This is a genomic window from Streptomyces misionensis, from assembly GCF_007896895.1.
In the GTDB taxonomy this organism is placed as follows: Bacteria; Actinomycetota; Actinomycetes; order Streptomycetales; family Streptomycetaceae; genus Streptomyces; species Streptomyces misionensis_A.
Genome location: NZ_VOGW01000113.1, coordinates 39154 through 63900, shown reverse-complemented (window position 1 = coordinate 63900; position 24747 = coordinate 39154). Strand labels below are relative to the sequence as shown.

Genomic DNA, 24747 nt, shown 5'->3' with positions numbered 1-24747 from the left:
CCCCCCGTCACAGCACGGTCGACATGGCCGTCCCGACCAGCCAGGGCCCGCTGCCGCTGCGGCTGGACCGGGCCGAGGCGCCGTGCACGGTCCAGAGCTTCCTGCACCTGGCGCGGCACCGGTTCTACGACCGTACGGTGTGCCACCGGCTGACGGCGTACCCGACGCTGAAAGTCCTGCAGTGCGGCGACCCGACCGGCACCGGCGAGGGCGGACCGGGGTACGCGTACAAGGACGAGCTGCCGGTGGACCTGCCGCCGGCACCGAGCGATCCGACCGGCGCCCGTCGCCTTTACGGGCGCGGTCTGCTGGCGATGGCCAACGCCGGGCCGAACACGAACGGGTCGCAGTTCTTCGTCGTCTACGGCGACTCCGCCCTGCGGCCGAACTACACGGTGTTCGGCACGGTCGGCGCCGCCGGCCTGAAGACACTCGACGAGATCGCTGCTGGTGGTATCGAGCCAACTTCGCAGGACCCGGCGCCTGTCGACGGCATGCCCGTGCTGCGGACCGAGTTGCTCAGCGTCCGGTCGTCCTGTCGGCCCTGATGAACTGTGGTGCGGTCACCGTAGGTCCAGCCACATGCCTGGTCTCACGGTGATGTGAAAGAGCCGTTGCCCATGTCCACCCAGGTGACGTCGCCGATGCTGTCGTAGAAGGTGACCAGGTCATCAGTTCCCGGTCGACGACGGCACCAGCCGGTGGGGAAGTAGGGCACGCCGTGGGCATGGTGCCTTCGAGCGCGGCTTTGATGAGGTATGGTCCGCCTTCTCAAAGGTCGTGCGCGGTCACTTCGAGGTGCAGCGGCAGGGGGATTTGCGGGTGCAGCTCTGGCGTCGTCAGCCGGTGTCTGCGGTGCGGGTGCTCCAGCGCTCCTCGACCTTGGCCAGGCGCCAGTAGGCGATCGCGACGGCCCAGACAACGACGAACAGGCCGACGATGACGTAGCCGACATTGTCCAGGTCCAAGCCCGCGATCCAGCCGGAGACCTCGTCGCTCAGGCCCAGTTTGTCGTGCAGGACACCGACCAGCTCGATGGTGCCGACGAAGAAGGCGACCGCGATGGACAGGCCGGTGATGGTGAGGTTGTAGAACACCTTGCGGACGGGCTTGGAGAAGGCCCATTGGTAGGCGAAGTTCATGAAGGTGCCGTCGAGGGTGTCGAAGAGGCTCATGCCGGCGGCGAACAGCAGGGGCAGGCACAGGATCGCGTACCAGGAGAGGCCGGCGGCGGCGCCGTTGCCGGCCAGGGCGAGGAGCAGTACCTCGGTCGTGGTGTCAAAGCCGATGCCGAAGAGGAAGCCGAGGGGGAACATCTGGCCGGGGCGGCGGATGGCCTTGGTGAGCCGGCCCAGGAGGCGGTTCATGAAGCCGCGCGAGTCCAGGTGCGCCTCCAACTCGGCCTCGTCGTACTTTCCGGCGCGCATGGCTTTGAAGACGCGGGCGATGCCGAACAGGGCCACGAGGTTGAGGGCGGCGATCAGGTAAAGGAAGCTGCCGGAGACCGTGGTGCCCAGGGTGCCGAGGACCTGGTGGGTCCGTGAGCCGTCGTGCATCAGGGTGCCGGCGAGCTTTGCGCCGCCGGCGACCAGCGCGGCCATGGCGATGACCACGCTGGAGTGGCCGAGCGCGAACCAGAAGCCCACCGACACCGGCCGCTTGCCGTCGGCCATCAGCTTGCGGGTGGTGTTGTCGATCGCGGGGATGTGGTCGGCGTCGAACGCGTGCCGCATGCCCAGGGTGTAGGCCGTGATGCCCAGCCCGACCCCGAACGCCTTGGTGCCGACCTCGTAGTGGCGCGGCACCACGAGCAGGAACAGGATCCCGAAGGCGACCACGTGCAGGGCGACGATCACGGCCAGGAGGCCCGCGGTTCGGACGGTGTCCTCGCGCCGCCAGCGGAAGGAAGGGGAAGCGGCGGTTTCGGGCACGCCTTCGGGCATGGTCATACGGTTACGCTCCAGCACCTCGTGGATCAGCTTCGTGCTGCCGTGGCCGGTCTCCTGGCTGACGGGTCATCGCGCCCGCCCCTGCCTTCCCGGCCGCGAGGCCAGTGGCAATCGCTACGCGGCACGGGGGGTCTTCCCCTGGTCAGACGGCCATAGTCAGGAACCCGCTCATAGGGGCTGTGTGAGAGCGGCGTGCGACGAGAAGCCCCGCAGGCGCGGTCCGCGGGGCTTCTGAGTAGGTGGGATTCAGTGTCCGTCGTGGGCACCATTGCACTCGGGTTCTCCTCTCGCGAGCACCCGAAGCAAGGACGCGGTGACGACATGTGTCTTACGGCCGGCGCGCAGCATCCGCCCCGGGAACTCTTCGCGACCAACCAGGACTTGTCCTTCACCCCCGCAAAGCCCACCGCCTTTGGAGGCTACTTCGGCACTGCCGGGGAGCAGCTCTTCGAGGCGAACGGATGATGGTGTCTGGCTGGCCGGGCCCTGCATCACGCCGTGTCTCCTTGCAGTGTTGCCGTTCCAGGGTCAGGACAGTATTTGCGGTTGATGTCATGCGGTTGCACTGCATCGGGATCTGCGGAAGATCCGCCAGGACTTCAGGCGCGCGACGCTGCGCTCGACTGGTGTCCGGGCTGTGGCCAGGGCCCGGTTGACGGGCTTCTCGGTGAGGGTGAGTTTCCTGCAGGGGCCGGCGTTTGATGCGAGTGCTCACCCAAGGGCACGCCACCCAGGTGAGCGAGGTCGGCCAGGATGCGGACGCCCCGGCGCTCGCAGATACGGATGATCCGGTGGGTGCGGGCAGCGGTCAGACCGAGGTCGTAACGCCGACCGAGTCGGGCTCGTCGAACCACGTCGACGTTGGGACGACCACCACTTCTGCATCGATAGCGCTGGGGTGAGTGGCCCGGTGAGGTAGCTCAGAACTCCACGCGGGGTCGTTCGCCGATATCCCGACTGAGCAGGGTTCGAACGTCGGCTTCCGGAAGGCCGGAACGATTGATGAAATCAGTGAAGGAGATACCCGTTGTTTCCATGAGTTCTAGTGCGCGGTGCAGGAGTACGGGCGCCTCTGGATTCCCCAGGGGACCTGGCTCCGCCTTTCTCCATCCTCGGACGGACAACGCTTTCCATCCCTGGGCGTAGGTGTGTTCGCTCATGACGCCGAGCGTTTTTGCTCTGACCAAAAGGGCGGCTAGCGAGACGTGCCATTTTGCCTTCAAGCGGAGAAATGCGGGCCAGTCGAGCCGCTCCGGAAGTTCGGACCTGATGTCGTCGGCTGGCATAAGGAAGGCGGCGGCGAACTCGTGGGCTTGGCTCTCAGTAACCTTGTCGCCAATTTTTCCCGCGACGCTATGCAAGACCAGGTGGCCAAGTTCGTGGGCTGCATCGAAGCGGGAACGGTCACGCAGACCCTTATCGGCCCCGAGGGCAACTACGGGCCTGTCGGGGAAGTCGACGCAGAATGCATCAACTTTTTCGATGCTGACACGGAAGCGGACAACAATAATTCCATTCATTTCCAGCAGTCGCACGACATCTTGAACTGGCCCGCGTGGGACGTTCCAGTGGTCACGGACCTGGGCTGCCGCTTGTTCGATATCGACGGACTGAAGAGGCTGTCCTTCGTCGATTGGGACGCGCGGGAGATTGAGGTCGGGCAACGCGACGTATTTTTCGAGCTCAAGTGCGACTTCCCGCGCGAGGTGCACGTAGGCGAGCGCTTGTTGGCGATCTCGAGGGGAGGTGGATCGAAGACTACGGAAGAACCCGCTGACCTGATCCTGAGCGGGGGGGCGGGCTGGCGCGGCGAAGAACGACGGCGGTACCCGCAGAGCGACCGCAAGCCGGCGAAGCGTCGATGTGGCGGGCTTGGTGTGTCCGTTCTCGAACTGACTGATCGAAGCTGCGGTGACGGATCCGACTTCCCGGGCCAGCTGCACCTGGGTGAGTCCACGGAGTTCGCGCGCCAATCGCAGCCTGGCCCGATCGAACAGGGCCGCGATGTCGCCGGGGTCCAGTTGCGGGTCGTTCACGTCGCTCGTCTCCGCGCCAGTCAACGTCCACCGATCAGCGGACGACTCTCGATCTTGAATGCTTCGCCCGCATCTTAGGCACACCTTGGTTACCGGGCGGTCAAATCACCCGGCTTCAGCGGAACACGCCTGAGTGAAGTGTGTCGAGTTGCATCTCCGCCATGTCGTGTACTCTACCTAAAACTCGGAAGATGATGTTCAGATCTGAGGTGGCCACCGTGCGTGGGGGATGGAGTTGAGGGGATGCGGGTTCAGGAATGTGTGCTGTCGGACGAGGTGATCACCGCCGACTCGGAGGAGGCCGGGTTGTGGGATGCCATCGTGGTGCCGGAGGAGATCAAGGACCGGTTGCGCAACCAGACGGTGTTGTCGCTGCTTGTGCGGCCTGACCTGCCGTTTGCGGTGACGGCATTGCACGGTTTGTGCACGCTGTACGGTCCTCCCGGCACCGGCAAGACGACCCTGGCACGGGGTCTGCCGGCGCAGGTCGCCCGCTACGTCGGCGGAGGCGCGGTCCGGCGGATCGAGATCAACCCGCACGGGCTAATGAGTGCCGAGCACGGGCAGTCGCAGCAGCGGGTCAGCGAGCTGCTCGGCGAGTACGTTCCGGGCCTCGCGTCGGATGGCGTGCCGACCGTGGTGATCCTCGACGAGGTCGAGTCGATGGCGGTCGCCCGCTCGGCGGCGTCACTGGCCGCCAACCCGGCCGACGTCCACCGCGCCACCGACGCGGTGCTCACTGCCTTGGATCTCAACGCAGCCAAGCACCCGCACCTGTTCTTCGTCGCGACCAGCAACTTCACCACCGCCCTGGACGAGGCGTTCCTCTCCCGCTCCGACGCCGCCATCCTCGTCCCGCTTCCCGAGCCGGAGGCGCTGCGGAAGATCCTCGCCTCCACCCTGCTGATGCTGGCCGACAAGTACCCCGCCTTGGGTGAGCTGGCGCGCTCCTCCGCGATGGAGCGCATCGCCGAGGCGGCTCACGGACTGGACGGCCGCCGTACGCGCAAGGTGGTCTTCGAAGCCCTGGCTCAGCGACTGGACACGGTGCTGGACCCCGGCAACCTGACTGAAGACGACCTGGCCGCCGCAGTGCGCAACGCCGTCGCGGAGACGGGCCAGCCGGAGGTGTCTCGTGCGGCGCACTAGGCAGGTGGCGGCCTCGCCCATGCGCAGCGCCAGCGGAACCTGGGCGGTGATCTCGGACCTCGTGGCGGACACCGTGGCGCAGTCCTCCGCGCTGTCCCGCGACGAGGCGGTGCAGGCGATGTCGGCCGCCGAGTCGGTCGGGCGGATGCTGATCGCGGCAGGGCATCTGCAGCGGCACCCGATCACCCTGGTGGCCGGGAAGGTGCACTGCGAGATCACGACGGTGTCCGGCACGGCGGCGCTGGCGTTGGAGGAAAACCTCAGCCCCGTCCCCGGCGCGGCGGGCGCCGACGATTTCACGATCCACCTGCCGTCCCCGGCCCCACTCCAGGAGCAGGTGAAGGCAGTCGCCGACGGTCACGCCCGGTTGTCCGACGCTGTCCCGCCCGCTCCGGAGACGAAGGCTGCCAGCTCCGGTCCGCTGATCGACCGTGAGGCTCTGCGCCGGGCGGTGACCGAGCGATGACCTCCACGTACACCTACAGCTACACGCGGACCCACACCGCTACGCACCTGACAGACGTCATCCTCGGCACCATCACCGACATCCTCGCCGACCTGGGGATCAACATGGATCGGTTCCGTCGCGACTGGGTGCAGAACGAGGACGCGATCAAGGCGTGGATCGAGGAGGGCTCCCTCGACACGGTCGTCCTGGAATGCCACCAGCCCTCGGGCGCCGTGGCACCGGTGATCGAATTCCCGGTGTCCTACACCACCGCCGGCGACGGCAATGCCGAGTTCACCGCCTCCCGTGCCCGAGCCGCCCGGTTCCGGGCCAAGTTCGACCAGGTGCCCGCGGGCACCACCTACCGGCTGTTCTGCACCTTCAACGGGCCCCGCACCCCGCAACCGGGTTGGGGCCCCGGCCAGCGGGCGAGCACCGACGGCCTGCGCGGCATCACCTTCGGCACCCTCGGCTCCGCCCCGCACGCCTCGACCGGCATGCGGTACTACCACACCTGAGGCCACGAGCAGGAAGACACCGCTATGGGACACATCGACGACGCCTTCACCAAGCTCAAGCACAACTTGGAGATCACCCAGACCGAGCAGAACCTTGCGAAGGCACGGCACGAGGCCATCCGCGATTTCGTCCGGTCGCACTGGGACCTCGCCGACGACTTCCTTACCGGCAGCTACCGGCGCGACACCAAGACGAAGAAGCTCAAGGACATCGATATCTTCGTGGTCCTCGACGCCAACGGCTCCCAGGCCGGCTTCCGCGATCAGGCGCCCATCCAAGTGATCAACGCCCTCGAGACCCTGCTCCGTCAGAAGTGGAGCGCTGCCGCCCGCGACGGCATGGCCGTCGTCATCCCCTACGGCCCCGACGACGAGGTCATGTCGATCGACGTGGTCCCCGCCTTCAAGCGAGAGGAGGGCGGCTACTACATCCCCAACCCCTCGGCAGGCGACTGGATCGCGACCAACCCCAAGCGCCACCACGAGCTGAGCATCGCCAAGAACGCCGACTGCGACGGCAAGTACGTGCCCTTCGTCAAGATGGTCAAAAGCATCAACCGCGAACTCGGTGAGCCCGTGTCGCCCTCCTTCCTGCTGGAGGTCATGGCCCAGTCGCTGGTGAAACCGCCGATCGGGCGCTATCAGGACGAGATCGTGCTGTTCTTGGCGACCGCCGCCGAACGCATCGGCGACGAGTGGCCTGACCCCGCCGGCCTGGGCGGTGACGTCAATGCCGTCATGAACGCGACTCAGAAGCTCGCCGCGGCCAACGCACTCACCCAGGCCCGCGCCATCGCAGAGCGGGCGGTCGACCTGGAGGACGAGGGCCAGGAGCGCGCCGCCTACGACGAGTGGAAGAAGCTGTTCGGGAACAGGATGACCAGGCCATGAACCCCTCCACAGACCCCGGCGGCGTTCACGGGATACCGCCTCGGGCTATTCACGAGCGGCAGCTCGACGACGACATGTTGCTTCTCCAGCGCGCCGCGTCGGCAAGCCACCAACGCGGCCAGTTCCTCGAAGCCGTGCGCGTCACCGCAGCCGTTCTGTTCGCCACCGCCGGTGTCCTGATCACGCTGATCGGCCACGGCCGGACAGCCGTCTCGATCGTCGGGTTCTTCTGGTTTGTGATCTCCGCGTTCCTGCTCAAGGGCCTCGCCGGGAACACCGCCCGCCAGGGCGCCCTGCTCCAGGAGATGTTCGACGTCGCCCTGTTCCACTTGCCGTGGCGCGCCACCGTTGCAGGCGATCCCATCCCCGAACCCGACGTCCGCCGTCTCGCGCGCAAGCTCCCCCGAGGTGGATCGAAGGACAAACGCATCACCGCCGGCTGGTACGACCCCACCAACGACGTCCACCACCCTTACGACGTGTTCATCGCCCAGGAACAGAACCTTGCCTGGGACGCCCGCCTCCGCCGCCGCTACAGCTACCTCATCGCCGCTACCGCGATGCTGTGGGCCGCCATCGGCCTCGTCGCCGGTCTGGTGGTCGCGGACGCCACTCTGGGCGACACCCTCCTTAGCTTCTTCGTCCCATCCCTGGCCGTCTACCAGATCGCTTACGAAATCTGGTCCGGCCAACGAAAAGTGGCCGACGAACGCGACCGCCTCACCAAGGTCGTCAACACCGAGCTACATAACGGACGCCCCGGCCCCATCCCCGACGACGAATGGCGCCGCCTTCGAAACGTTGCACGAGACGTGCAGGACGGTGTACTCCGCACCCGCCTGGACACTACCCGAGTACCCGAGTGGTTCTACAAACGCTTCCGTGACGACGACGAACGCGACTTCGGCGACACCGCAGAAGGCCACCGTCTTCGCCTCGCCGAAAACACACCCCCACTGACATAGTGGGCCTTCGAAGTTGAGCGGTGTGCCGATGCCGAGATGCTCCTGTTGGTCTGACTGCTGTGAGTCAACTTGTGTGCTGACCGTTGCCGGAGCTGGTTACGGAAGGCTCGACTTCGGACACGCGGCCACTGGCCGGTGCTTGTACCGCGCGGATCACTCGTCATCGAACGGCGGGATCTGCCGCATCGCCAGCACCGTGCCGTCTCGGCTGATCGAGACCACGCCGCCCCACTTGTGGTCCCAGAATGTCCCGTGGCGCTTCACCTTCCACTCGCGTACTCGCTGTCGGTAGGCGGCCACATCGGCATGCCGCTCGTCCTCTTTCCTTGTGACGAGGGCATTGAGTATGTCTTTTGCGACGCCGGAGAACGCTTGGACTCTTTCGCCGTTGAGTCGGAAGACATGGTCCGTGCCCTCGAATTTCTCGCCCAACAGGTTGTAGCGCGCGTCTTGGACGCTACCAGCCGAAGCATGGGCGAAGCCCTGGAAGAATTCGCTTCCCTGTCGTGTGTTGAGCAGTGCGGCGGTGGATTCGCCGTCGCCGGCGAAGGCTGTGAGGCCGGCGGCCCCGACCCGAGCTAGGGCACGCTGGAACCACTCGTAGGATTCGAGATCGGGCCCGACTTGGCATCCCGGCTCGGAGGAGTCAGGGTCCTTGCCCTTGCCCGGTTTCAAGATGCCGATGTTCGGATTCTTGTCCTCCAGTGGAAGGCCGATGTTTGTGGCGGGCGTGCCTTCCGGGATGTGCAACCAGCCGCCGGAGCCGTCGGCGTGAAGAGCGTGGACGGTGAGCGGATCGGTCATGGATATTTCCGTGCTGAACAACAGGGCTGGAGTTTCGTTCCATACTCCGATGTGCACCCCGTCGGCATGGACCGCCGCGGAGGCGAGCTGCTTGTATGCCTTTTGTCGGTCGCTGTGGTTGCCCTTGCAGGCGATTGGGAAGACGCGTGAGGGCTCGCCTGGCTTCCAGACTTCGGCGAAGAACTGCGGGCGGTAGTGGTAGCCGACGCTCTTGGTTTTGGCTTTGTCCCGGCTGGTCAGTGTCCAGCCGGCGCGCAGCGCGGTGTCGGCGCGAACGATAGAGACACTGTGGTCGGGATAGCGGCGGGCGAGGATCTGCTCACTGGCGGCCAGGGCAAAGGCTTGTCCCAACTCCTCTGACTGCAGTGCCTTGTAGTACATGGCGATCCGTTCGCCCTCTTCGGACAGCCTGAGGTAGGTCTCGGCGTTTCCCACGAGCGCTTGGCAGTACTTGAGGCTGCCCCAGTGTTCGGCCAGCCCTCGCGATGCGCCCCGCTGGGACAGCGCGAGGCCGCGGCCGAGGTGGTGCAGTACGTCCCAGAACGTCAGCCGCACCGTCAGGCCGAGTTCCTGGCTGGGGAGCGGGCGCAGTCCCGACTTGCGGCGGAGCGGTTCGTAGGTGTCTCCCGATGTGGTCTTGCCCTCCTCCTGCCGCTTCCGGAACGCCTCGTAGCGCTCACGTTCCTTGTCGGCGGCGGCTTCCTCGACCTTGCCCACCAGCTCCCGCGTGGAATGGACCGGCACGGTCACCTGCCGCTGGAGGCTGTACAAGACCTCTTCGGTCTTCATGGTCCTCGTCACGACTGCCCTCCCCAGGTCGGATGTCCGGTCAGCCGTGGACGGCCGACCGGTCACTCAGTCGAACAGCGGCGCCAGTACGTTCGGGCCCGCGAGAATGCGCCACGCGGGGATACGGAGAACTCGCTCGACGCTGCCGGCCTTCGCGCCCCGGCCGCCGGATGGCAGCCCGATGAGCAGGTCGGCTCGTTGGTGCATCAAGCGCAGGTGCCGTGCCGGATCACGGCCGGGAAGTGGTCCGGTGTCCATCAGCACCGCGGTATTGCCCTCGGGCGCCGTGAACAGTAGGCCCACCCGCTGTCCGCCGACCTTGGCGTCCCGTTCCAGCTCGACGACGCCTCGCGAGGTGAGGAACTGCTGCAAGGTGTCGGCCAGGTCCCTGCGACCCGGGTCCTGCTGCGGGCCGGGCTCGTGTGCTGGAGCCTGGTGTGCGTCGACAGCCCGTGCTCGGCTCCACAGGGCCGAGCGGGCCGACAGCAGGTGTGGGAGGCCGGTCTGCTGCTGCCAGTAGCCATGGTTGCCCACGGTGATCAACTGGGATTTCGCGCGAGTGATCGCGACGTTCCAGAGGTTGACCTGGCTCGCCACCCAGTGGGCCGTCCTCGGAGGCGTGTTGACGGTCGCCACCGGGCTGAGGACCATGACGTCGCGCTGGCCGCCCTGGAAGGCATGGACCGTGCCCACTCGCACTCGGTCGCTGCCAACCATGCGCTCCAGGGCGTCCTTCTGCGCGCGGAAGGGGGTCACTACGCCCACGGTTGCAGTTCTTGGCAGGTGGTGCAGCAGTTCCCTCACGATGCCGGCCACGGCAGCTGCCTCGGGCGGGTTGTGCCACGACTTTCCGCCAGGCCCCTGCGCCGACTCGCTGGAAGGCACGTCGGCCCAGGCCAGTACGGGAGCGGTTTCCCCGGCGCCCATGAGGTCGACTGCGGGTACCTGCCCACGTACGTCCGTCATGATCTCTAGTGCGCCGGAGTAGCAGTGGCTGTTGACGACGTCGGCGATCTCCGGATGGCAGCGGTAATGCTCGTCGAGGAGTAGGGCGGCCTCGCCGTTCTGAGCGGCGGCGTGATACGAGGAGTGGACGTGATAGGCGAGCCGTCGGTCCTCCAGCCAGGCCGCGCTCAAGCCCAACCTGACACGAGCCTGGCGCTCCTGCTCCGGCGAGATGCCAGGAATGTGACTGAGCTGCATCGGATCACCGATGATCAAAGCCCGCCGGGCCCGAAAGAGCAGCGGCAGCACCGCCGCGATGGAGCACTGGCTGGCCTCGTCGATGACGACCAGGTCGAAGAGCTTCGCGGTCAGCTTCAGCTGGCGCACGGCGTGCGTGGTGATCGCCCACCCTTTCAGGTGGCGTAGCAGGTTCAGCTGGCTGCGCTGGGTCCCTTTGTGCTGGCGCAGCGTCTGAAGTCGCTGGTCCAGCAGAGGGCGCCCGCGGCTGAGCGCCTCCGCCGACAATGCCGCGCACAGCTCCCTCGACAGTTCGGCGCGTGTCGCGGCGCAGTCCGTGCGAGCCCGACGTACGGCCTCCTCGTCAAGAGTGAGCTGGGCAGGCGTGAGCTCACGCGCCTGCCGCTCCAGGTCCGCCATGTCTGCCAGCTTGTCGAGGAGGTCCGATGCGACAGGCCGTTCGCCGGCCCACGCTGGCAGTTTCGTGGCCGCCTCAGGAGTAGCCGCCGAGATGAACGCCTTCATCGCCCGTTTCCGCCGCCAGCGTCCCCACCAGCCCGGTGCGTCCGCTGCCCTGCGGGCCCGCGCTTCCCAGCGGGCGAGCGCCGAATGGTCGCCGGTCGCCCACATCTGTGACAGGAGCGACAGTGGAAGTCCGATCTCCTCGGCGAGTTCCGCACGCTGCCGCAGAACCCCAGCGAGTTGCACCTCGCCTTCGACCTGCCGGCTGGCCTGGTCGCGCAGAACAGCGGCCCGAGCGCGGAGGTTGCGCAGCTCACCCGCCACCGTCGCCGAGCTGCGGCTGGGCTGAGGAGGCGCATCCGACAGCAGCCGCTCCAGCTTCTCGGCTTCCTTCACCAAGGCGTTGACGTTGCCGGTGCGCATCAGCAGTCCGGGAGCGATGTCGTCACACCGCTGGGCAACGACATCTACCGCCTCGTTGTTGGTGGACGCCACGAGAACCGACTCACCGGCCGCGACGCACGTGGCCACTACGGAGGTGACGACCTCGCTCTTTCCGGTGCCGGGCGGGCCGGTGGCCACGGTCAGGGGCTGCGTCATCGCTGAGACGACCACCTGTTCCTGGCTCTCGTTGGCCGGTCCGGCGGCGACAACAAGTATCGGATCGGCTTCTGGAACCGGGGCGGCCCCGTTGAGCAGGGCATCCAGAGCAGTCCCAGGGATCTCGTCCGTACGCGTGGAGATGGCCAGCAGATTCTCCACCAGGCCATCGGTGGCGAACCGCTCTACGCTCGAAGGGGCCAAAATCACCGCGGCGTTGTGCGCTCCCGGACGCAGGGCCTCGTTCACGGAGTCCGCGCGGAGAACAGAGGGATCGAGTGGTTCGAGTTCCGGCAAGCCCAGGGCGACGAGCAACTCCCTTACGGCATTGAGCATCTGGGCGTCGTTGCCGTGCTGCCAGGTCGGCTGCCAGCGGGCGAGCAGCTGGGCGGCCTCGTCCTCGGAGAGAAGCTCGGTGACCACTCTAGTGTGCAGGGAGGGCACCCCACTCGGGCGGAGTACGGGCCGCCCCCTCTCGTCCGGAGCAAGCTCCATCTGCTGGAGGAGCAGCGGCGCGATGCCTACGTCCGTCCGTCGGCCACCTTCGCCGCGGGCGGGGAGGGTGACGGCCGGATACCCGTACCAGTACTCGTGCTGCTCTGCATCCGGCCCTGACCCGCTCGTCGCGGTGCTGTGGCCCGAGGCGTGCGCGCCCGGCAGTCCCGCCGGAGCAGGCAGCGCCGAGCCCAGGCCAGACTGAACGATCTCGGGCCCCTCGGCCACAAGGAAGTACTGCGAGTTCCGCCCGTTCCGGCGATCGGGCAGCATGCTCGCTGCCGCCTGGGCGCTCAGGCACTGGGCGTAGTAACGGAGCAGCCTCTGCCAGTCGTTGGCGTCTGCGTCAGCTGCGGCCCGCTCCCGAGCCTTCACATGTGCGGCTGACGGCGGAGCCGGTTCATCGGGCGGAGAGGGGAGACTAACCGGGCGCGCAACGGACCTGGCGAAGTACAGCGTGTGGGTGGCGCGGATGGTGGACTTGGTCGGCCGTTGCTCCTTCGGCAGACCCTTGCGCACCATCTGCGCGGTCAGATATTCGAAGAGGTCGTCCGGCGATATCCATCCGCTGTCCTTGATCCGCCCGTTGCGCAGGCCCTCGACGATTTCGCCGGTGAACCGCGACGTACCGAGCGTCGATCCTTCGGGAGCCATGGCGGAGGCGGGCTGCAGCGCGTCGGAGGCAGTGATGAAGTAGACACCGGTGGGCCGCAGCAGGGTGCTGCGCTCCTCCTCGTCCGAATCCAAATCGTGTCTGCCCTTGGCGCGCCAGCCCTGGACGACTGAGCCGCTCGCACAGCAGTCGAGCAGCACGATCTTGGATGCGGCTCGGCAGGACTGCAGGGTCCGCTCAAGGAACTCCGCCGACACCGCGGTGCGGGGCAGATCGGCGCGGTCGCTGTCCCTGGTGAGGAAGTACAGCTGGTTGTCGGCTTCGCAGAACTCCCCGTGCCCGCTGAAGTACAGCAGCGCGGTCTCGCTCTGCTGGCGCTCCTCCAGGAACGACTCGATGGCGTGCAGCATCTCGGCGCGTGTCGGTTCGGCCACCATCTCGCAGTCGTTGTACTGGCCGATCTCCGTGTTCTGCAGGACTGCCTTCATATAGTGCAGATCGGCGCGCACCGCCGGAAGATCGTGGTAATCGTCGCTGTCGTACGTCGAGACGCCGATCAACATGGCGTATCGGTCGTTGTTGCGCACCGTCGATCAGCCTGCCGCGGAGGTGTCGTCCCGGCCCGTTCCGCCGTCGGCCGCAGTGTCTATCGCCAAGGAGTGATGGGCCAAGAACCGTTCGAGACGTTCGTCGTCCTCGCGGGCCTCGCGTCCTGTGATCTGCAAGGTGGCTCCGTCGGGGCGGGTCGCGATGATCGTGCGCTGAGGCACCTTGGCGAGCCATACCTGAACACAGGCTGCGGCGAACGAGCCGGCACTCAGTACCAGACCGACGACTCCCACGACGTCGCCACCCTTGTCGAAGCTCACAGAGGGGCCGGTCGAGGGCAAGCGAAGTGAGGCCGTCGGATCCGTACCGGACAGTTCGGCCAGCAGTTCGCGGGCGTCGCTGCGTGCCCTCAACGGATCGTCGTCGATCACAGAGATCAACACGTGTGGCACACCTTGGCTGTCCCGGTCGTTGCTCACGCGTCCCCCACGCCGTCACCCGTCGACTTTAGATCTGGGAAATTACCGGAGCAGTTGTGAGGGGAAACGTGCACTTTCGGAAAACGGCCGATAGTTGACCGGAAACCTTCGCTCTCGTCAAGGCGTGGGCGAGCCCCATGCGGCAACGACGGCTGCCTTGCCGAGCTGTGAGGCGTACGCGGCCGACAAGACCCGCCCCCGCTGAAGCCCGGCGACACGGTCACCCTCACCGTCGAGGGCATCGGCAGCATCTCCAATACGGTCGTCGCCGGAGCCGCTCCCGCTGCCGACCGGGCGACGCCACCCCCGGGAGCGGCCTTGAGCGAACTGCACCACAAGCGGCTCCTGGGCAAGGTTGTCGTGGTCACCGGCGCGGCCCGCGGTCAGGGCGCGCCGAGGGCGAGGCGATGACCCGGGAGCGCGCCCGGGTCATCGCCACCGATGTGACCGAGACGCCTGGCTGCCGCCGGCTCGACGTCACCAGCGAGAAGGACTGGGCCGAACTCGCCGCCGAATTGGGGGAGGCGTACGGCCAGGTGCACGGCCTGGTCAGCAACGCCGGCATCACCTGGCGCGCCCGCATCGACGACATAAGCCCCGAGGATATGGCCGGGTCCACGCGGTTAACGTCACCCGGCGACCTGCCAAGCCTTGGCGAACTGGGCAGTCGCGTACAGCGGTTGCCGCCAGGGGCCGATGTCGGCTAACCACTGGCTTGTGGTCCGGGGGTGACTCCCAGCAGATTCTGGCCGGAGATCTCCGGCGTGATCGAGCGGCCAGGCATGGCGCTCATCGCCTGGGAGGCGCCTGCGATGTCAGTGGCGGCCCTCTCCCCGATTAGGGGAGTCATTGAGGTACGGAACTCCTCGGGGGTCTGGTCGAAGACCACCTCCCGCCTGAGCCGGGCACCGAACGCCTCGGCCAGATCCGGTCCGGTGATGCCCGGATCAGGTAGGGCAGTACGCCGCGCTCGCGGATTGAGCCGATGACGTGCGGCACTGAGCGGGCGGGCGCGCGCCCAGGCCAAGACGGGCGATAGGCCGGTGGAGATCGCCCGGATGTACAAGCTGGCCAAGGACTCGGCGGGCAAGGCTCGCACCCAGGCGATCAACCAGCTCAAGGCCGTCCTCATTCGTGCCGATCCGCAGCTGAGGGAGGAACTGGCCGGGCTGGGCAATGCAGAGCTTTTCCGCACGTGCGCAGGGCTCGTCGACGACAGCCTGAACCATGAGGCCGGCGAGGGATCGGTGCTCCACGCTACCCACGTGACCCTGGGTCTCCTGGCCCGGCGCATCAGGCAGCCCAGCGAAGAGGTCCAGGAGCTGGAAGGCTGCCTGACCCGGCTGGCGGAACGCCACGCTCCCCAGCTGCTCGAGATAGTGGGCATCGGTCCCGACACAACCGTCACTTTGCTGATCGCGATCGGGGACAACCCGGAACTCCTGGGCAGTGAGGCGTCCTTCGCTGCGCTGTGCTGGGTCAGCCCTGTCGAGCGTTCCTCGGGCAGTCGGCAGTACCGTCGCCTCAACCGCTGCGGCGACCGGCGAGCGAACGCGGCCCTGTACTGGATCGTGCAGACCCGCCTGCGCGTCGGCCCGTGCACCCAGGACTACTACGGAACGCCGCAGCAAGGAGTGGCAAGACCCGGCGCGAGATAGTCCGAAACCTCAAGCGCTACACGGCACGGGAGGTCTTCCACCTGGTCAGACCTGTGCAGTCGCAACCTTCGTCATAGGGGCAGTGTGGTCGCGTAGGTACTTCAGCAGCCGGACGACCTTGTGCAGGTTCCCACCGTGATGTCGTCCTGATTGCCTATCCAGGCGTGGAGCCCTCGGGGTCCGTCGCCTCCCAGCAGTTGTTGTCCCGGTCGACGATGACGTCGCGGCCGTCGCTGAGCTGGACGTACGGGGCGATGTCCACGTGCAATCAGATTCTTGTATTCCAGACGCACGCAATAGTAAGAGGACGCGCTTGGAACGACGAAGCCCCGCAGGAAGCGGAGCCTCGTCGAAGCTGACTCAGGGCGTGGGGCGGCATCCGGCGCGGGCATCGTTGTACTCGGGATCTCCGCTTTCGAGGACACGGAGTAGGGAGGCCGTGACAACACGCGTCTTACGGCCGATGCGTAGCACACGGCACGGAAACTGCCCGCTGCGGATCAGGTCGTATCCCTTGGCCCGTGAGAATCCCAGCGCCTTTGAGGCATCCTCCACGCTCCCCGTTCCGCCCCAGGTGGCGCGAATATGAGCGGGGCTGTAGCGAGGGCACAGAGTCTCTTCGGTCTGTGTGTACATTCTGATTTCTTTCGTCTTGGCGGGTAGCCCGTGCCGGGCCCACGGACGCCGCATGCGCCCGTCATCGCGGTGACCATCCATACTCCGCGCTATCGCCGGTTTGGCTAACCGGCGATTTGTGGCTATGTTGTGCCTCACTTGCCGCAGAGCGGCTCTCTGACAGCGTGAGGCACGATGCCGGAGAGGCCGCCCGGCATGCCGCTTGTCCCTCTTGTAGCGGCGTCCGGCGGCCCCTGTGCACGATGTGGGCTCAATCCAGCCCGTGTACCAGGCGGGCGGCGTCGTGCACTTCGTAGGCGCGTCTTTCCAGGCCGGTCGCGTACTGCCGCGCGTCGTCACTGCCTTGGGACAGCAATAGGCCAGATATACCGAGCAGGCGTGCGCTACCCAGGCAGGCCACGTCCAGAGCCAGAGAGAGCATCTCAGGGGAGAGTTCGTGGGCCGACAGGACACCCCCGCGGTAGCGGGCCATGTGGACGATACCGACGGGAGTGCTGTGCGTGACTTGGCTGAGGAGCGAGTAGGCCACGGGAAGCCACCCCGGCTCGGGATAGGGCGTCCCCATCAGCGTGAGCATCGTGTCGATCGGCGGCAGCGGCTGACGACCCTTGCTGATCATCTCCGGTCCCTCGACGACGTGATCGGAGGTCTTCAGCAACCTGGTTGCTGCGGCGAGGGAAACGCCGTTGCCGGCGAATGTGGCGATAGTTTTCTTCTTCTTCGCTCGGAACTCGTCGAAGTACTGGGTGGACCGCTGCACGAACGCGTCCTCGTCGTGCAGGTCTTGCGTCAGCCAGGTGAAACGGGCCGCTTCCTCCAGAAGCATCCGCGCGGCGAACACAGTTGTGACTGCTGAGTGATCGTCGAAGGTGTTCATCACGGTGGAGAATGTGGAATGGGCGCCACCGTAGGCCAGAACACTCGCTAGCTTGGGATCACCGCGTGCCCACGGATCGACGGTCCAGCTGCCGACGAACTCCTCGTACTGGCGGACCGCGCGGATGACCGGGCCGGCATGCAGAATGTCCGGTAGTACCTCGTGATGCGCCACCAGGGCCTCGGGCCGCAGCCGGCGCGTCTGCACCCTGGTCCTGACCTTCGGATTGACTACGGTCAAGGATTTCGGGTCGCCTAGGCCGTGTACCACGCTTGCCGCGGTGACGACATCCTCGGTGAGCCGCACCAGTGTGCCCAGGAAGCCTGCCTGGTCGACTTCCGGTGGCCAGCACTCCGGCGCCGCCGCGCATACGCCGAGAACGGTGACGGTGACTCCGACGGCAGCTACATGCATGAACAGCGCCTCGTGATCGGCTCGCAGATCATGCCCAGCGGCACCGCCGACGGCCAGGCTGCTCTGTAGACCCAACAGATTCCCGTGACCAGCGTGCGCTAGCACCATCACCGCCCCCCGCAGACCGGACACGGCTAGCAGGCCCCGCGCGGCATGCAACAGGTCCTGGACGCTTCCGCCGAGCAGCGAGGTCGGCGCGGGCTGGGTGGGAGCGGACGAGAGGAACAGGTCCAAGAGCTCTGTGGCGTCCGGAAGGGACGGAGCCGCAAGTGCCTCCAGGGACGACCCCGTCAGGTCGGTGACGCCATCCAGTGGAACGAACCACCTGGCCAAGTTGGGGCAGGTCGCCTCGTGCGTGGCCAGACATTCGCAGATCCGGTTGCGCTCCTGAAGCATGCTGTCCAGCAGGCCCGGCCGCCTCTCAGTCGGCGATTGGGCAATCCACTGCCACAGCAGACCGTCATCGAAGAGGCTGCGAGCCATGGCCCCCACGACGGTGCCGCCGATACCCGAACCCAGCAGAGAGTCCGCGCAGGCATACCGCCATCGCGCGTAGGGGAACGCAGCCTCGGCGAGGAACTGGTCGGCTGGTCCACCGAAGTGGAAGACCGCGGGCAGCGTGTGCAGATGAAACCGCAAGGCTCGCGTCGCGGTCCTCAAGGATGCCAGCGATGGTTCGACCTCCCGTCCGTCCGGCCACGTTCCCTCCTCCCCGGACCGCTTCTCGCCCATCCCCGCTCCTATCTACCGCCAATGTCCCTGCGTTTGCCACGATTCTTCCCCAGGTGTGCAGTCGGCAGGAAGCTCGAGCCGTGCGGGGGAGTGTGGACAGTTCGCTGCCCAACTGTCGAGACACTGGAGCCACCCAACACCACGGCCAGAGGTCGTCCTGCTCGAAGGGCGGCGCGCCGCTGCTCGTCAGTTCGGGCTGATACACCTGGATGGTTTCCTTGCCCCTGACGGGGCTTAACCGCTGTCGGTTTCCTCAAACAAGGCCGTGGCAGATATCTGGGCAGGAGGCAGTAGGCGCTTACTGATCGTTTCAGAATGCAGCTGAGGCGGTCACTCGTCATCGAGTCGCTGGAGAACCTTCTCGAACTCGCCGGAGTCGAGTAGACCGGTGATCACTTGGGTCATGTTGTCGATGCCTGGCTCTCGGACAATCAGCCCGTCGGAGCACCAGAAGTAGCGGCCGCCCAGGTCCTCGCCGGTCTGAACCCCCTTGTCCATCAGGCGCTCGACCTCCGCGACGGTGAACACGGTCGCGCTCCAGCGTGAGCCGCCGTCTACCAACCGGACCTCGATGTCGACGTTGCAGACGGCATCCAGATCCTCACCTGCGCCGGGCAGGAAGGACGCCACGAAACGGTCCGTACGGACGCGGTACCAGGGTTCGTCCCACCCCTGTTCAGTGGCTTCAGACTGTGCACTGTTGGTCATTCGGGGAGTATCACGAGCCGACCTAGTGGGCTCAACCAGGTTCTCTGGCAGGCTCCTACGTCGTGACTACCGACCTTGTCCCCGATGAACTGTGGGAGAGAATAGCCCCGCTGCTGCCAAAGCGGCCTGCGCGGCGGAAGCGGCACCCCGGACGGCTGCCGGTGTCGGACCGGGTCGCCCTGGCCGGCATCATCTACGTCCTGCGCAAGGGGGTGGCCTGGCGAGATGTGCCCAGTGAGGTCGTGGGCTGCTCGGGAGTGACGGCCTGGCGCCGACTGCGGGACTGGACCGAGGCCGGTGTCTGGCCTCGCCTGCACGAGGCACTCCTCACCGAGCTGCGGGCAGCAGGATCGCTGGACATGGACGATGCTGCAATCGACGGCTCCCACATCAGGGCCTTGAAAGGGGGGCTCATGTCGGGCCGTCGCCGGTGGATCGCGGCCGCCCCGGCTCCAAGCACCATGTAATCGTCGATCGTCTCGGCACCCCGCTCGCTGTATCCTTGACCGGCGGAAATCGGCATGACGTCACACAGCTGATCCCGCTTTTGAACGCGATACCCCGGATCCGGGGCCGTCGTGGACGCCCTCGCAACCGGCCCAAGCGGCTCTTCGCTGACCGGGGCTACGACTACGACAAGTACCGCCGCCTGCTGAGGCAGCGCGGGATCAAGCCCCTCATCGCCCGCCGGGGTGTCGTCCACGGCTCTGGTCTCGGCCGCACCCGCTGGGTGGTAGAGCGAACCTTCGCCTGGCTCCACCAATTCAAGCGCCTGCGGATCCGCTACGAGCGTCGGGCCGACCTTCACCAAGGCCTACTCGAGCTCGCGTGCAGCATCATCTGCCTCCGCCGACTCCGTAGATCATTCTGAAACGATCAGTTAGAAGGCGCCTGCTCTATCCGCTGAGCTACGGGGGCTGACCTGCGTAAACGAAGCTTCCTGCTGCTGTCCTCCAGGTCGCGGGGGACGCATGGGGGAATCTCGGTTTCCCGGCGACCGGGGGACGCGAGCGCTCCCCGATGAGGCCGTCAGTGGGTCTCACACCATCTTCACGCCCCCGAAGCCTCTCACGGAAACAATCCCGCACCCCGGCGGCGTTGGTGATCTGCGAGCCGAGGAGGGGAAGGTGTCGGGCCTGAAGCTGTTCCGCACGGACACGACGAACAGCGGCATGACCGAGGTCATGCCGCGTCTTGCTGAGATCGAGGCCGATGTACAGGGTCTCGTCGAGGCGCACATGGAGACGCTGCTGGGCGTGCGGTTCCTGGCGAGCGAGTACGGCACCGGGCCGGTGCACGGGGGCCGGATCGATTCGCTCGGGCTGGACGAGAACGGCTCGCCGGTCATCATCGAGTACAAGCGCGGCACGGACGCCGGCGTGATCAACCAGGGTCTTTTCTACCTGGCCTGGCTGATGGACCACCGGGCCGAGGTCGAGCACCTGGTCCGCGACCGGCTCGGGACGACGGCCGCGGCCCAGGTGCTGTGGAGTGCACCGCGGCTGATCTGCATCGCCGGCGACTTCACCCGCTACGACGTGCACGCCGTGCGCGAGCACCGGCGCTCGATCGATCTGGTCCGCTACCGACTCTTCGGCAGCGACCTGCTCGGCCTTGAGACCGTGGCGTCCGTGAGCAGCGGCATGCAGGTGGCCCGCCGAACGCGCCGGCAGGCCGTCGCGCGGGCGGCAGCCGACGTCCAGGGCCCGTCGATGGTGGAGTTGGCGAGCACGGTCGACGAGGTGCTGCTCGGGCTCGGGGACGGCGTGAACCGTGTGGAGCGCAAGCAGTACCGGGCGTACCAGCGGTTGCGGAACTTCGCGTGCGTCTGCCCGCCGCAGCGGAGCAAGCTCCTGGTCTACTTGAAGGTCGCCCCGAAGGACGTCGATCTTGTCCCGGGGTTCACCCGGGACGTGACCGGGCTCGGCCACCACGGGACGGGCGACCTGGAGGTGCAGCTCCGTACCCTGAGGGACGTGGAGCGGGCGCGGGAGCTGTTCCGCGCGAGCTACGCGGCAGCCTGATCGCCCAACGGCCTCTGGGGCATGAGCGGTTCGCGCTTGGTCTGGGGTCGTAGGGTGATGCCTTTCGACGGACGGGCAGGACGTGGCGGTGGACCATCAATGATGCGGGGGATCGCCGGTTTGGCTAACCGGCGATCCCCCGCTATGTTTCCCCGCTTCGCGCACGCTGGCCGGCAGGAGCACGGTCATTCGGCCGGGGCGTGATTTACGAGAGCCTCAGCGGCATGGTCGGGAGACGGCGCCGGACAGTACGCCGGGCGCTCGACGGAAACCTCGAAAAGGGGTTGCTCGACGTACGCACGACAGAATTTCGGCAGGGCAGTGCGGCGGTCGTCGGAGACATCCGTCGTCTGGAACGCGAACCTACTGGTGGTACTGGGCCCCGAGAGCGGATGCGGCAAGTCCCCGAATAACTGGCCGCGTCGGCGATCAACCCACAACGCGCCATATTCGTGGAGGCGATGTAGGGGAGTTGTCGTAGCTGGTCCACGCGCGTAGCGGACCCAGTCGGCGCTGCGGTTTTCTCATGCATGCATCTCCACCCCCCACACCTGGAGACATCATGCGCCGCGCCCTCTTCGGCCTGCCCGCAACCGCCCTGCTCCTGACGGCCGTCGCCGCCGCGCCGGCACTGGCCGACCCTCCCGCGCCGCCGCCCGCGGCGACCGCTCGCGCCGAACTGGCCGCCCTGACCGTGGCCACGCCGCACTCGATGGACGGATACGCTCGCGCAAAGTTCGATATCTGGGCCTCGCAGCCGGATGGCTGTACCACGCGCCAGGAGGTCCTCGCCCGCGACGGGAAGGACGTCGAGGACGAGCCCGGCAGCTGCCAGCCCTCCTCCGGCACCTGGTACTCCGTCTACGACGACACCACCGTCACCACCGTCGCCAAAGCCACCATCGACCACCTGGTATCTGTGCCAGTGGCAGTCTGATGCGTAAGAAATCCGTGGTGGGGGCGTGGACGGCATAGCTCTGACAAGAGTGGGGCGTCGGCATTCGACGCCCTGCGGCGCCGGCCACGGGGCACAGTGGCGGAATTGACGCACTCCGGTGGGGGCTCACGGCACCGGTGAGGAAACTGAACGCGCTCGAGCAGCAGCGTCTATCGGCCCCTGCGGCGCTGGCACGGCGTCGGCGCCACGTGCCCGCTCGCGTGTCAGGCAGGTGCAGAACGCAGCGTCGCCCTGCCCGCTGCCAAGGGTCCACTCGGGCCCAGCAGCTGCGGTCGCATCCACAACCTCCCACCGCGTGATCGTTTCTGCGGAAAATCCCATCCGCCGTACGGGTGACACTGCCTCAGCACATCGACACCGCCGGCGTGAATCCCGCTATCTCTCGTGACCGTCAACTCCCTGCTCGACGAGAGAAGTCACGCATGCGGATGCACACGAAGCTTGCCCTGGCCACGGCGGCCGCCACCGCGCTCGTCATCCCCCTCACCGCTGCTCCGGCCACAGCCACAGCCACGTCGGCCTCCGTCCACCACAGCGCGAGCGCCGCGACCGCGCGTCGGGACCTGCCCGAGCCCCCGCCCGCGGACATCGTCCGTAAGGAACTCGGCGAACTGAACGTCGCCGCCCCGCACCCGATGACCGGCTACTCCCGAGCGAAGTTCCCCCACTGGATCACCCAGTACGGAACCTGTGACACGCGCGAGGTCGTCCTCGCCCGCGATGGTCAGGACGTCGTCCAGGACGACCAGTGCCGCGCCATTTCCGGCACCTGGACCAGCCCCTACGACGACAAAGTCTTCACCGCCTCCGGGCAGCTCGACATCGACCACGTCGTCCCGTTGGCGAACGGTTGGCGCTCCGGAGCCGACGAGTGGACGACCGCCAAGCGCCGCCAGTTCGCCAACGACCTGTCCAATCCCCAGCTGGTGGCCGTGTCCGCAGCCTCCAACCGGTCCAAGGGCGACCAGTCTCCCGACCAGTGGGCCCCGCCCCTGCGCTCCTACTGGTGCACCTACAGCCGCGCCTGGACCCACGTGAAGTACGTGTACGACCTCAACATCACTGAGGCGGAGAAGAACAAACTCAGCGAGATGCTGGACACCTGTGACGCATGACCGACAGCCCGGACACCACCTCGTACCAGGACGATGTCGCGGCGGGGCCCGGCGGGGCGATGACCGACGACGTCGGCGTCATCACCGGCGACCTCACCATCCGCACCGCTGCCGGCCGTGACGGGCACAGTGCGCACGTCACGGTGCAATACACCGGCGCCGACGAGTGGTACACCCTCACCGGCAGCCCCGCTCCCGTCCCCGACGGCAACCTGGCCGCCTACCACGACAGCCTGCTCGCCCGCATCCGGCAGGGCGGAGCCGCCACAGCCACGTAAGCCGTTCTCCCACCACGTCACCGCTGTCAGCGGCACGAACCACTGCACTGGATAACTCACCGCTCACAGCAGGAAACGGGCCATGCTGCCGCTGTCGCAGACGTCAGCGGCAGCTCCAACAGGGTACGGATAACATATGGTCCCCCTCGCCGAGGCATGGCGCTCCGGCGCCGACGTCTGGTCGGCCGATCAACGCAAGGCATTCGGCAACGACTTGAAAGATCCCCAATTGCTGATCGCGTCGGAGTCGTCCAATTCGTCGAAGTCCGACTGTTCACCGGGAACTCCCGGTGAACAGCACGCTGCATGATGCCGAGTGGGCAGGAGCCGGATCGTGTCGTCGCAGGGGTACTTGGTGGAGTCGTAGGTGAAGCCGCCGGGCGTGTAGCCGGGCTTGGTAACCGAGAACCGGTAGGAGGCCGGGCTCGCGATCTGCTTCTTCTTCCCAAGACTGGCGGCGTAGCCGACGGTCCCCTTGTAGGCCAGGTCGAGCGTGGACCCCTACGGGAACTTGACCAGGGTCTCGACACCCTTGCCACCACCGACCGAGTTGAGCCGGACGCCGCCGGCGTTGACGAGCGTGGCCTTGCCGACGGTGAAGCTCTCCGCCCACTTGAGCTTGTCGGCCTTCAGCGTCATGTTGTGCTTGACGTCGACGGTGGCGGAGCCGACCGGCTTGCCGTTCTTCAGCAGGTCGACGCGGGCACCGACGTCCATGCACATGATGCTGATGGTGATGAGCCTGCGGCTCGCGGCGGCGGCCGTGCTGGCGTACACGGTCTTGACCGCCGGGGTTCGCGTCATGGCGATGCTGTACGTCGCCGGAGCGGCCTGCGCGGTTGTGACGCTGGTGCCGGTCAGCAGGAGTGTGCCGAGAGCGGTACCGGTGGCGGCCTTTTGGGGTCTGCTGATCCGCATGCTGTGTCACCTCGTTGGTGGAGGACGGCACCGCAACGAGGGTGCTGTCCGCGCGGCGTAGACAGCAATCGCCCCAAAGGCCCCAAATCTATTGGTTCTTAATGAATCGCATAACTTAGGGCAAGTTGATCACTTCCGCCATCGGCGGCGATGTTTGGCTGCGGCACTGACCGTGCCGGCCGTATGGAACAGGGCGGCCTGTTCCGCCGCGACATCATCCGGCGAAACAGGCACGCGGACTCACGAACGTCTGCGCAAGGACATAAGGAGGGAGGCCGACCTGGGGCGTCCCGGCAACCTGCTGACTGCTGGGACGTCTCGATTGGCTTGGCCGCACATCGGTCGTCAGCAGTCGCCAGAAGGCGGTCGCCTCGGCCTGTTCGGTATGACGCGGGTGGAGAGGTCACCTACCCTCGGTGGCCGCACGGGGCTCCCTGTGGCACCCGCGGCCTGCGCCACAGGGAGTTGAACCGTCGATCTGCGCTCGTGTGGATCACTCA

22 protein-coding genes and 3 pseudogenes are annotated in these 24747 nt (G+C 66.7%); 15 read left to right on the top strand and 10 right to left on the bottom strand.

Annotated elements, in window-relative coordinates; all coding sequences use genetic code 11:
- Positions 1-548 (top strand): peptidylprolyl isomerase (locus tag FRZ03_RS20065; RefSeq protein WP_261399266.1); only part of this gene is annotated, 548 nt, incomplete at its 5' end.
- A gap of 291 nt (positions 549-839) precedes the next feature.
- Here FRZ03_RS20065 and nicT read toward each other — a convergent pair.
- Entirely contained in the window at positions 840-1949 is a 1110-nt protein-coding gene (gene nicT, locus FRZ03_RS20060; RefSeq protein WP_146466534.1) for a Nickel transporter NicT, read from the bottom strand.
- A gap of 258 nt (positions 1950-2207) precedes the next feature.
- Here nicT and FRZ03_RS39220 point away from each other — a divergent pair, with 258 nt between their 5' ends.
- On the top strand, positions 2208-2414 hold the full coding sequence (locus tag FRZ03_RS39220; RefSeq protein WP_186785517.1) for a hypothetical protein: 207 nt from the start codon (positions 2208-2210) through the stop codon (positions 2412-2414).
- A gap of 49 nt (positions 2415-2463) precedes the next feature.
- Here FRZ03_RS39220 and FRZ03_RS20055 read toward each other — a convergent pair.
- Together FRZ03_RS20055 and FRZ03_RS20050 are read right to left on the bottom strand one after the other, a co-directional pair.
- Positions 2464-2782: pseudogene (locus tag FRZ03_RS20055) on the bottom strand (transposase family protein); the annotation flags it as partial.
- Between the two features lie 87 nt (positions 2783-2869).
- Entirely contained in the window at positions 2870-3985 is a 1116-nt protein-coding gene (locus FRZ03_RS20050) for an XRE family transcriptional regulator (protein WP_146466533.1), read from the bottom strand.
- A gap of 261 nt (positions 3986-4246) precedes the next feature.
- Between FRZ03_RS20050 and FRZ03_RS20045 the strand changes: the two genes are divergently transcribed.
- From FRZ03_RS20045 to FRZ03_RS20025, 5 genes are read left to right on the top strand one after another with little or no spacing between them, the layout of a single operon-like run.
- Complete coding sequence (locus FRZ03_RS20045) at positions 4247-5134, top strand: AAA family ATPase (RefSeq protein WP_222443396.1); 888 nt, start codon at positions 4247-4249, stop codon at positions 5132-5134.
- A gap of 19 nt (positions 5135-5153) precedes the next feature.
- On the top strand, positions 5154-5600 hold the full coding sequence (locus FRZ03_RS20040; protein WP_146466531.1) for a hypothetical protein: 447 nt from the start codon (positions 5154-5156) through the stop codon (positions 5598-5600).
- Positions 5597-6100, top strand: coding sequence for a hypothetical protein (locus FRZ03_RS20035; RefSeq protein WP_146466530.1), 504 nt, complete (start codon positions 5597-5599; stop codon positions 6098-6100). The genes FRZ03_RS20040 and FRZ03_RS20035 overlap by 4 nt, the downstream gene beginning before the upstream one ends.
- A 24-nt stretch (positions 6101-6124) precedes the next feature.
- The gene (locus FRZ03_RS20030; RefSeq protein ID WP_146466529.1) at positions 6125-6991 is read left to right on the top strand and encodes a CBASS oligonucleotide cyclase; all 867 of its coding nucleotides are present in this window, start codon (positions 6125-6127) and stop codon (positions 6989-6991) included.
- Positions 6988-7956 carry an S-4TM family putative pore-forming effector gene (locus FRZ03_RS20025; RefSeq protein ID WP_146466528.1) on the top strand — a complete coding sequence of 323 codons (969 nt, stop codon included), beginning with the start codon at positions 6988-6990 and terminating at the stop codon, positions 7954-7956. The genes FRZ03_RS20030 and FRZ03_RS20025 overlap by 4 nt, the downstream gene beginning before the upstream one ends.
- A 153-nt stretch (positions 7957-8109) precedes the next feature.
- Here the strand turns inward: FRZ03_RS20025 and FRZ03_RS20020 are convergent, their stop codons facing one another.
- The 3 genes from FRZ03_RS20020 to FRZ03_RS20010 form a co-directional block, all read right to left on the bottom strand.
- Positions 8110-9549 (bottom strand): hypothetical protein, encoded by a 1440-nt coding sequence (locus FRZ03_RS20020; protein WP_146466527.1) that lies wholly within the window; start codon positions 9547-9549, stop codon positions 8110-8112.
- 66 nt (positions 9550-9615) lie between these two features.
- Complete coding sequence (locus FRZ03_RS20015) at positions 9616-13488, bottom strand: caspase, EACC1-associated type (RefSeq protein WP_146466526.1); 3873 nt, start codon at positions 13486-13488, stop codon at positions 9616-9618.
- A 6-nt stretch (positions 13489-13494) separates the two neighbouring features.
- Positions 13495-13893, bottom strand: a complete 399-nt coding sequence (locus tag FRZ03_RS20010; protein WP_261399265.1) for an effector-associated constant component EACC1 — start codon at positions 13891-13893, stop codon at positions 13495-13497.
- Positions 13894-14055: 162 nt separating this feature from the next.
- On the opposite strand from FRZ03_RS20010, the pseudogene FRZ03_RS40415 reads away from it, so the two are divergent.
- The 3 genes and pseudogenes from FRZ03_RS40415 to FRZ03_RS19995 form a co-directional block, all read left to right on the top strand.
- Positions 14056-14251: pseudogene (locus tag FRZ03_RS40415) on the top strand (fumarylacetoacetate hydrolase family protein); the annotation flags it as partial.
- Positions 14248-14563: pseudogene (locus tag FRZ03_RS20000) on the top strand (SDR family NAD(P)-dependent oxidoreductase); the annotation flags it as partial. The pseudogenes FRZ03_RS40415 and FRZ03_RS20000, both read left to right, overlap by 4 nt.
- A 424-nt stretch (positions 14564-14987) precedes the next feature.
- Complete coding sequence (locus FRZ03_RS19995) at positions 14988-15587, top strand: transposase (protein WP_261399264.1); 600 nt, start codon at positions 14988-14990, stop codon at positions 15585-15587.
- Positions 15588-15947: 360 nt separating this feature from the next.
- Here the strand turns inward: FRZ03_RS19995 and FRZ03_RS19985 are convergent, their stop codons facing one another.
- From FRZ03_RS19985 to FRZ03_RS19975, 3 genes are all read right to left on the bottom strand, one after another.
- Entirely contained in the window at positions 15948-16223 is a 276-nt protein-coding gene (locus tag FRZ03_RS19985; protein ID WP_146466523.1) for a helix-turn-helix domain-containing protein, read from the bottom strand.
- Between the two features lie 250 nt (positions 16224-16473).
- Positions 16474-18246: a hypothetical protein gene (locus FRZ03_RS19980; protein WP_146466522.1), complete on the bottom strand. Its 1773-nt coding sequence runs from the start codon at positions 18244-18246 to the stop codon at positions 16474-16476.
- Between the two features lie 330 nt (positions 18247-18576).
- Entirely contained in the window at positions 18577-18954 is a 378-nt protein-coding gene (locus FRZ03_RS19975) for a hypothetical protein (RefSeq protein ID WP_146466521.1), read from the bottom strand.
- A gap of 62 nt (positions 18955-19016) precedes the next feature.
- Here FRZ03_RS19975 and FRZ03_RS19970 point away from each other — a divergent pair.
- The 5 genes from FRZ03_RS19970 (at position 19017) to FRZ03_RS19950 (ending at position 23329) form a co-directional block, all read left to right on the top strand.
- Positions 19017-19825, top strand: a protein-coding gene (locus FRZ03_RS19970) for an IS5 family transposase (RefSeq protein ID WP_186785516.1) whose coding sequence is annotated in 2 segments (ribosomal slippage) — positions 19017-19356 and positions 19356-19825 — 810 coding nt in all. Because the reading frame shifts where the segments join, the coding sequence is not laid out codon by codon here.
- Positions 19826-20081: 256 nt separating this feature from the next.
- Positions 20082-20978 (top strand): DUF5655 domain-containing protein, encoded by an 897-nt coding sequence (locus FRZ03_RS19965; RefSeq protein ID WP_186785515.1) that lies wholly within the window; start codon positions 20082-20084, stop codon positions 20976-20978.
- A 562-nt stretch (positions 20979-21540) separates the two neighbouring features.
- Complete coding sequence (locus FRZ03_RS19960) at positions 21541-21915, top strand: hypothetical protein (RefSeq protein WP_261399263.1); 375 nt, start codon at positions 21541-21543, stop codon at positions 21913-21915.
- 443 nt (positions 21916-22358) lie between these two features.
- Complete coding sequence (locus FRZ03_RS19955) at positions 22359-23051, top strand: HNH endonuclease family protein (protein WP_398660727.1); 693 nt, start codon at positions 22359-22361, stop codon at positions 23049-23051.
- Positions 23048-23329, top strand: coding sequence for a hypothetical protein (locus FRZ03_RS19950; protein ID WP_146466518.1), 282 nt, complete (start codon positions 23048-23050; stop codon positions 23327-23329). The genes FRZ03_RS19955 and FRZ03_RS19950 overlap by 4 nt, the downstream gene beginning before the upstream one ends.
- 501 nt (positions 23330-23830) lie before the next feature.
- Here FRZ03_RS19950 and FRZ03_RS19940 read toward each other — a convergent pair.
- Positions 23831-24247: a hypothetical protein gene (locus tag FRZ03_RS19940; protein WP_146466517.1), complete on the bottom strand. Its 417-nt coding sequence runs from the start codon at positions 24245-24247 to the stop codon at positions 23831-23833.
- Between the last annotated feature and the right edge of the window lie 500 nt (positions 24248-24747).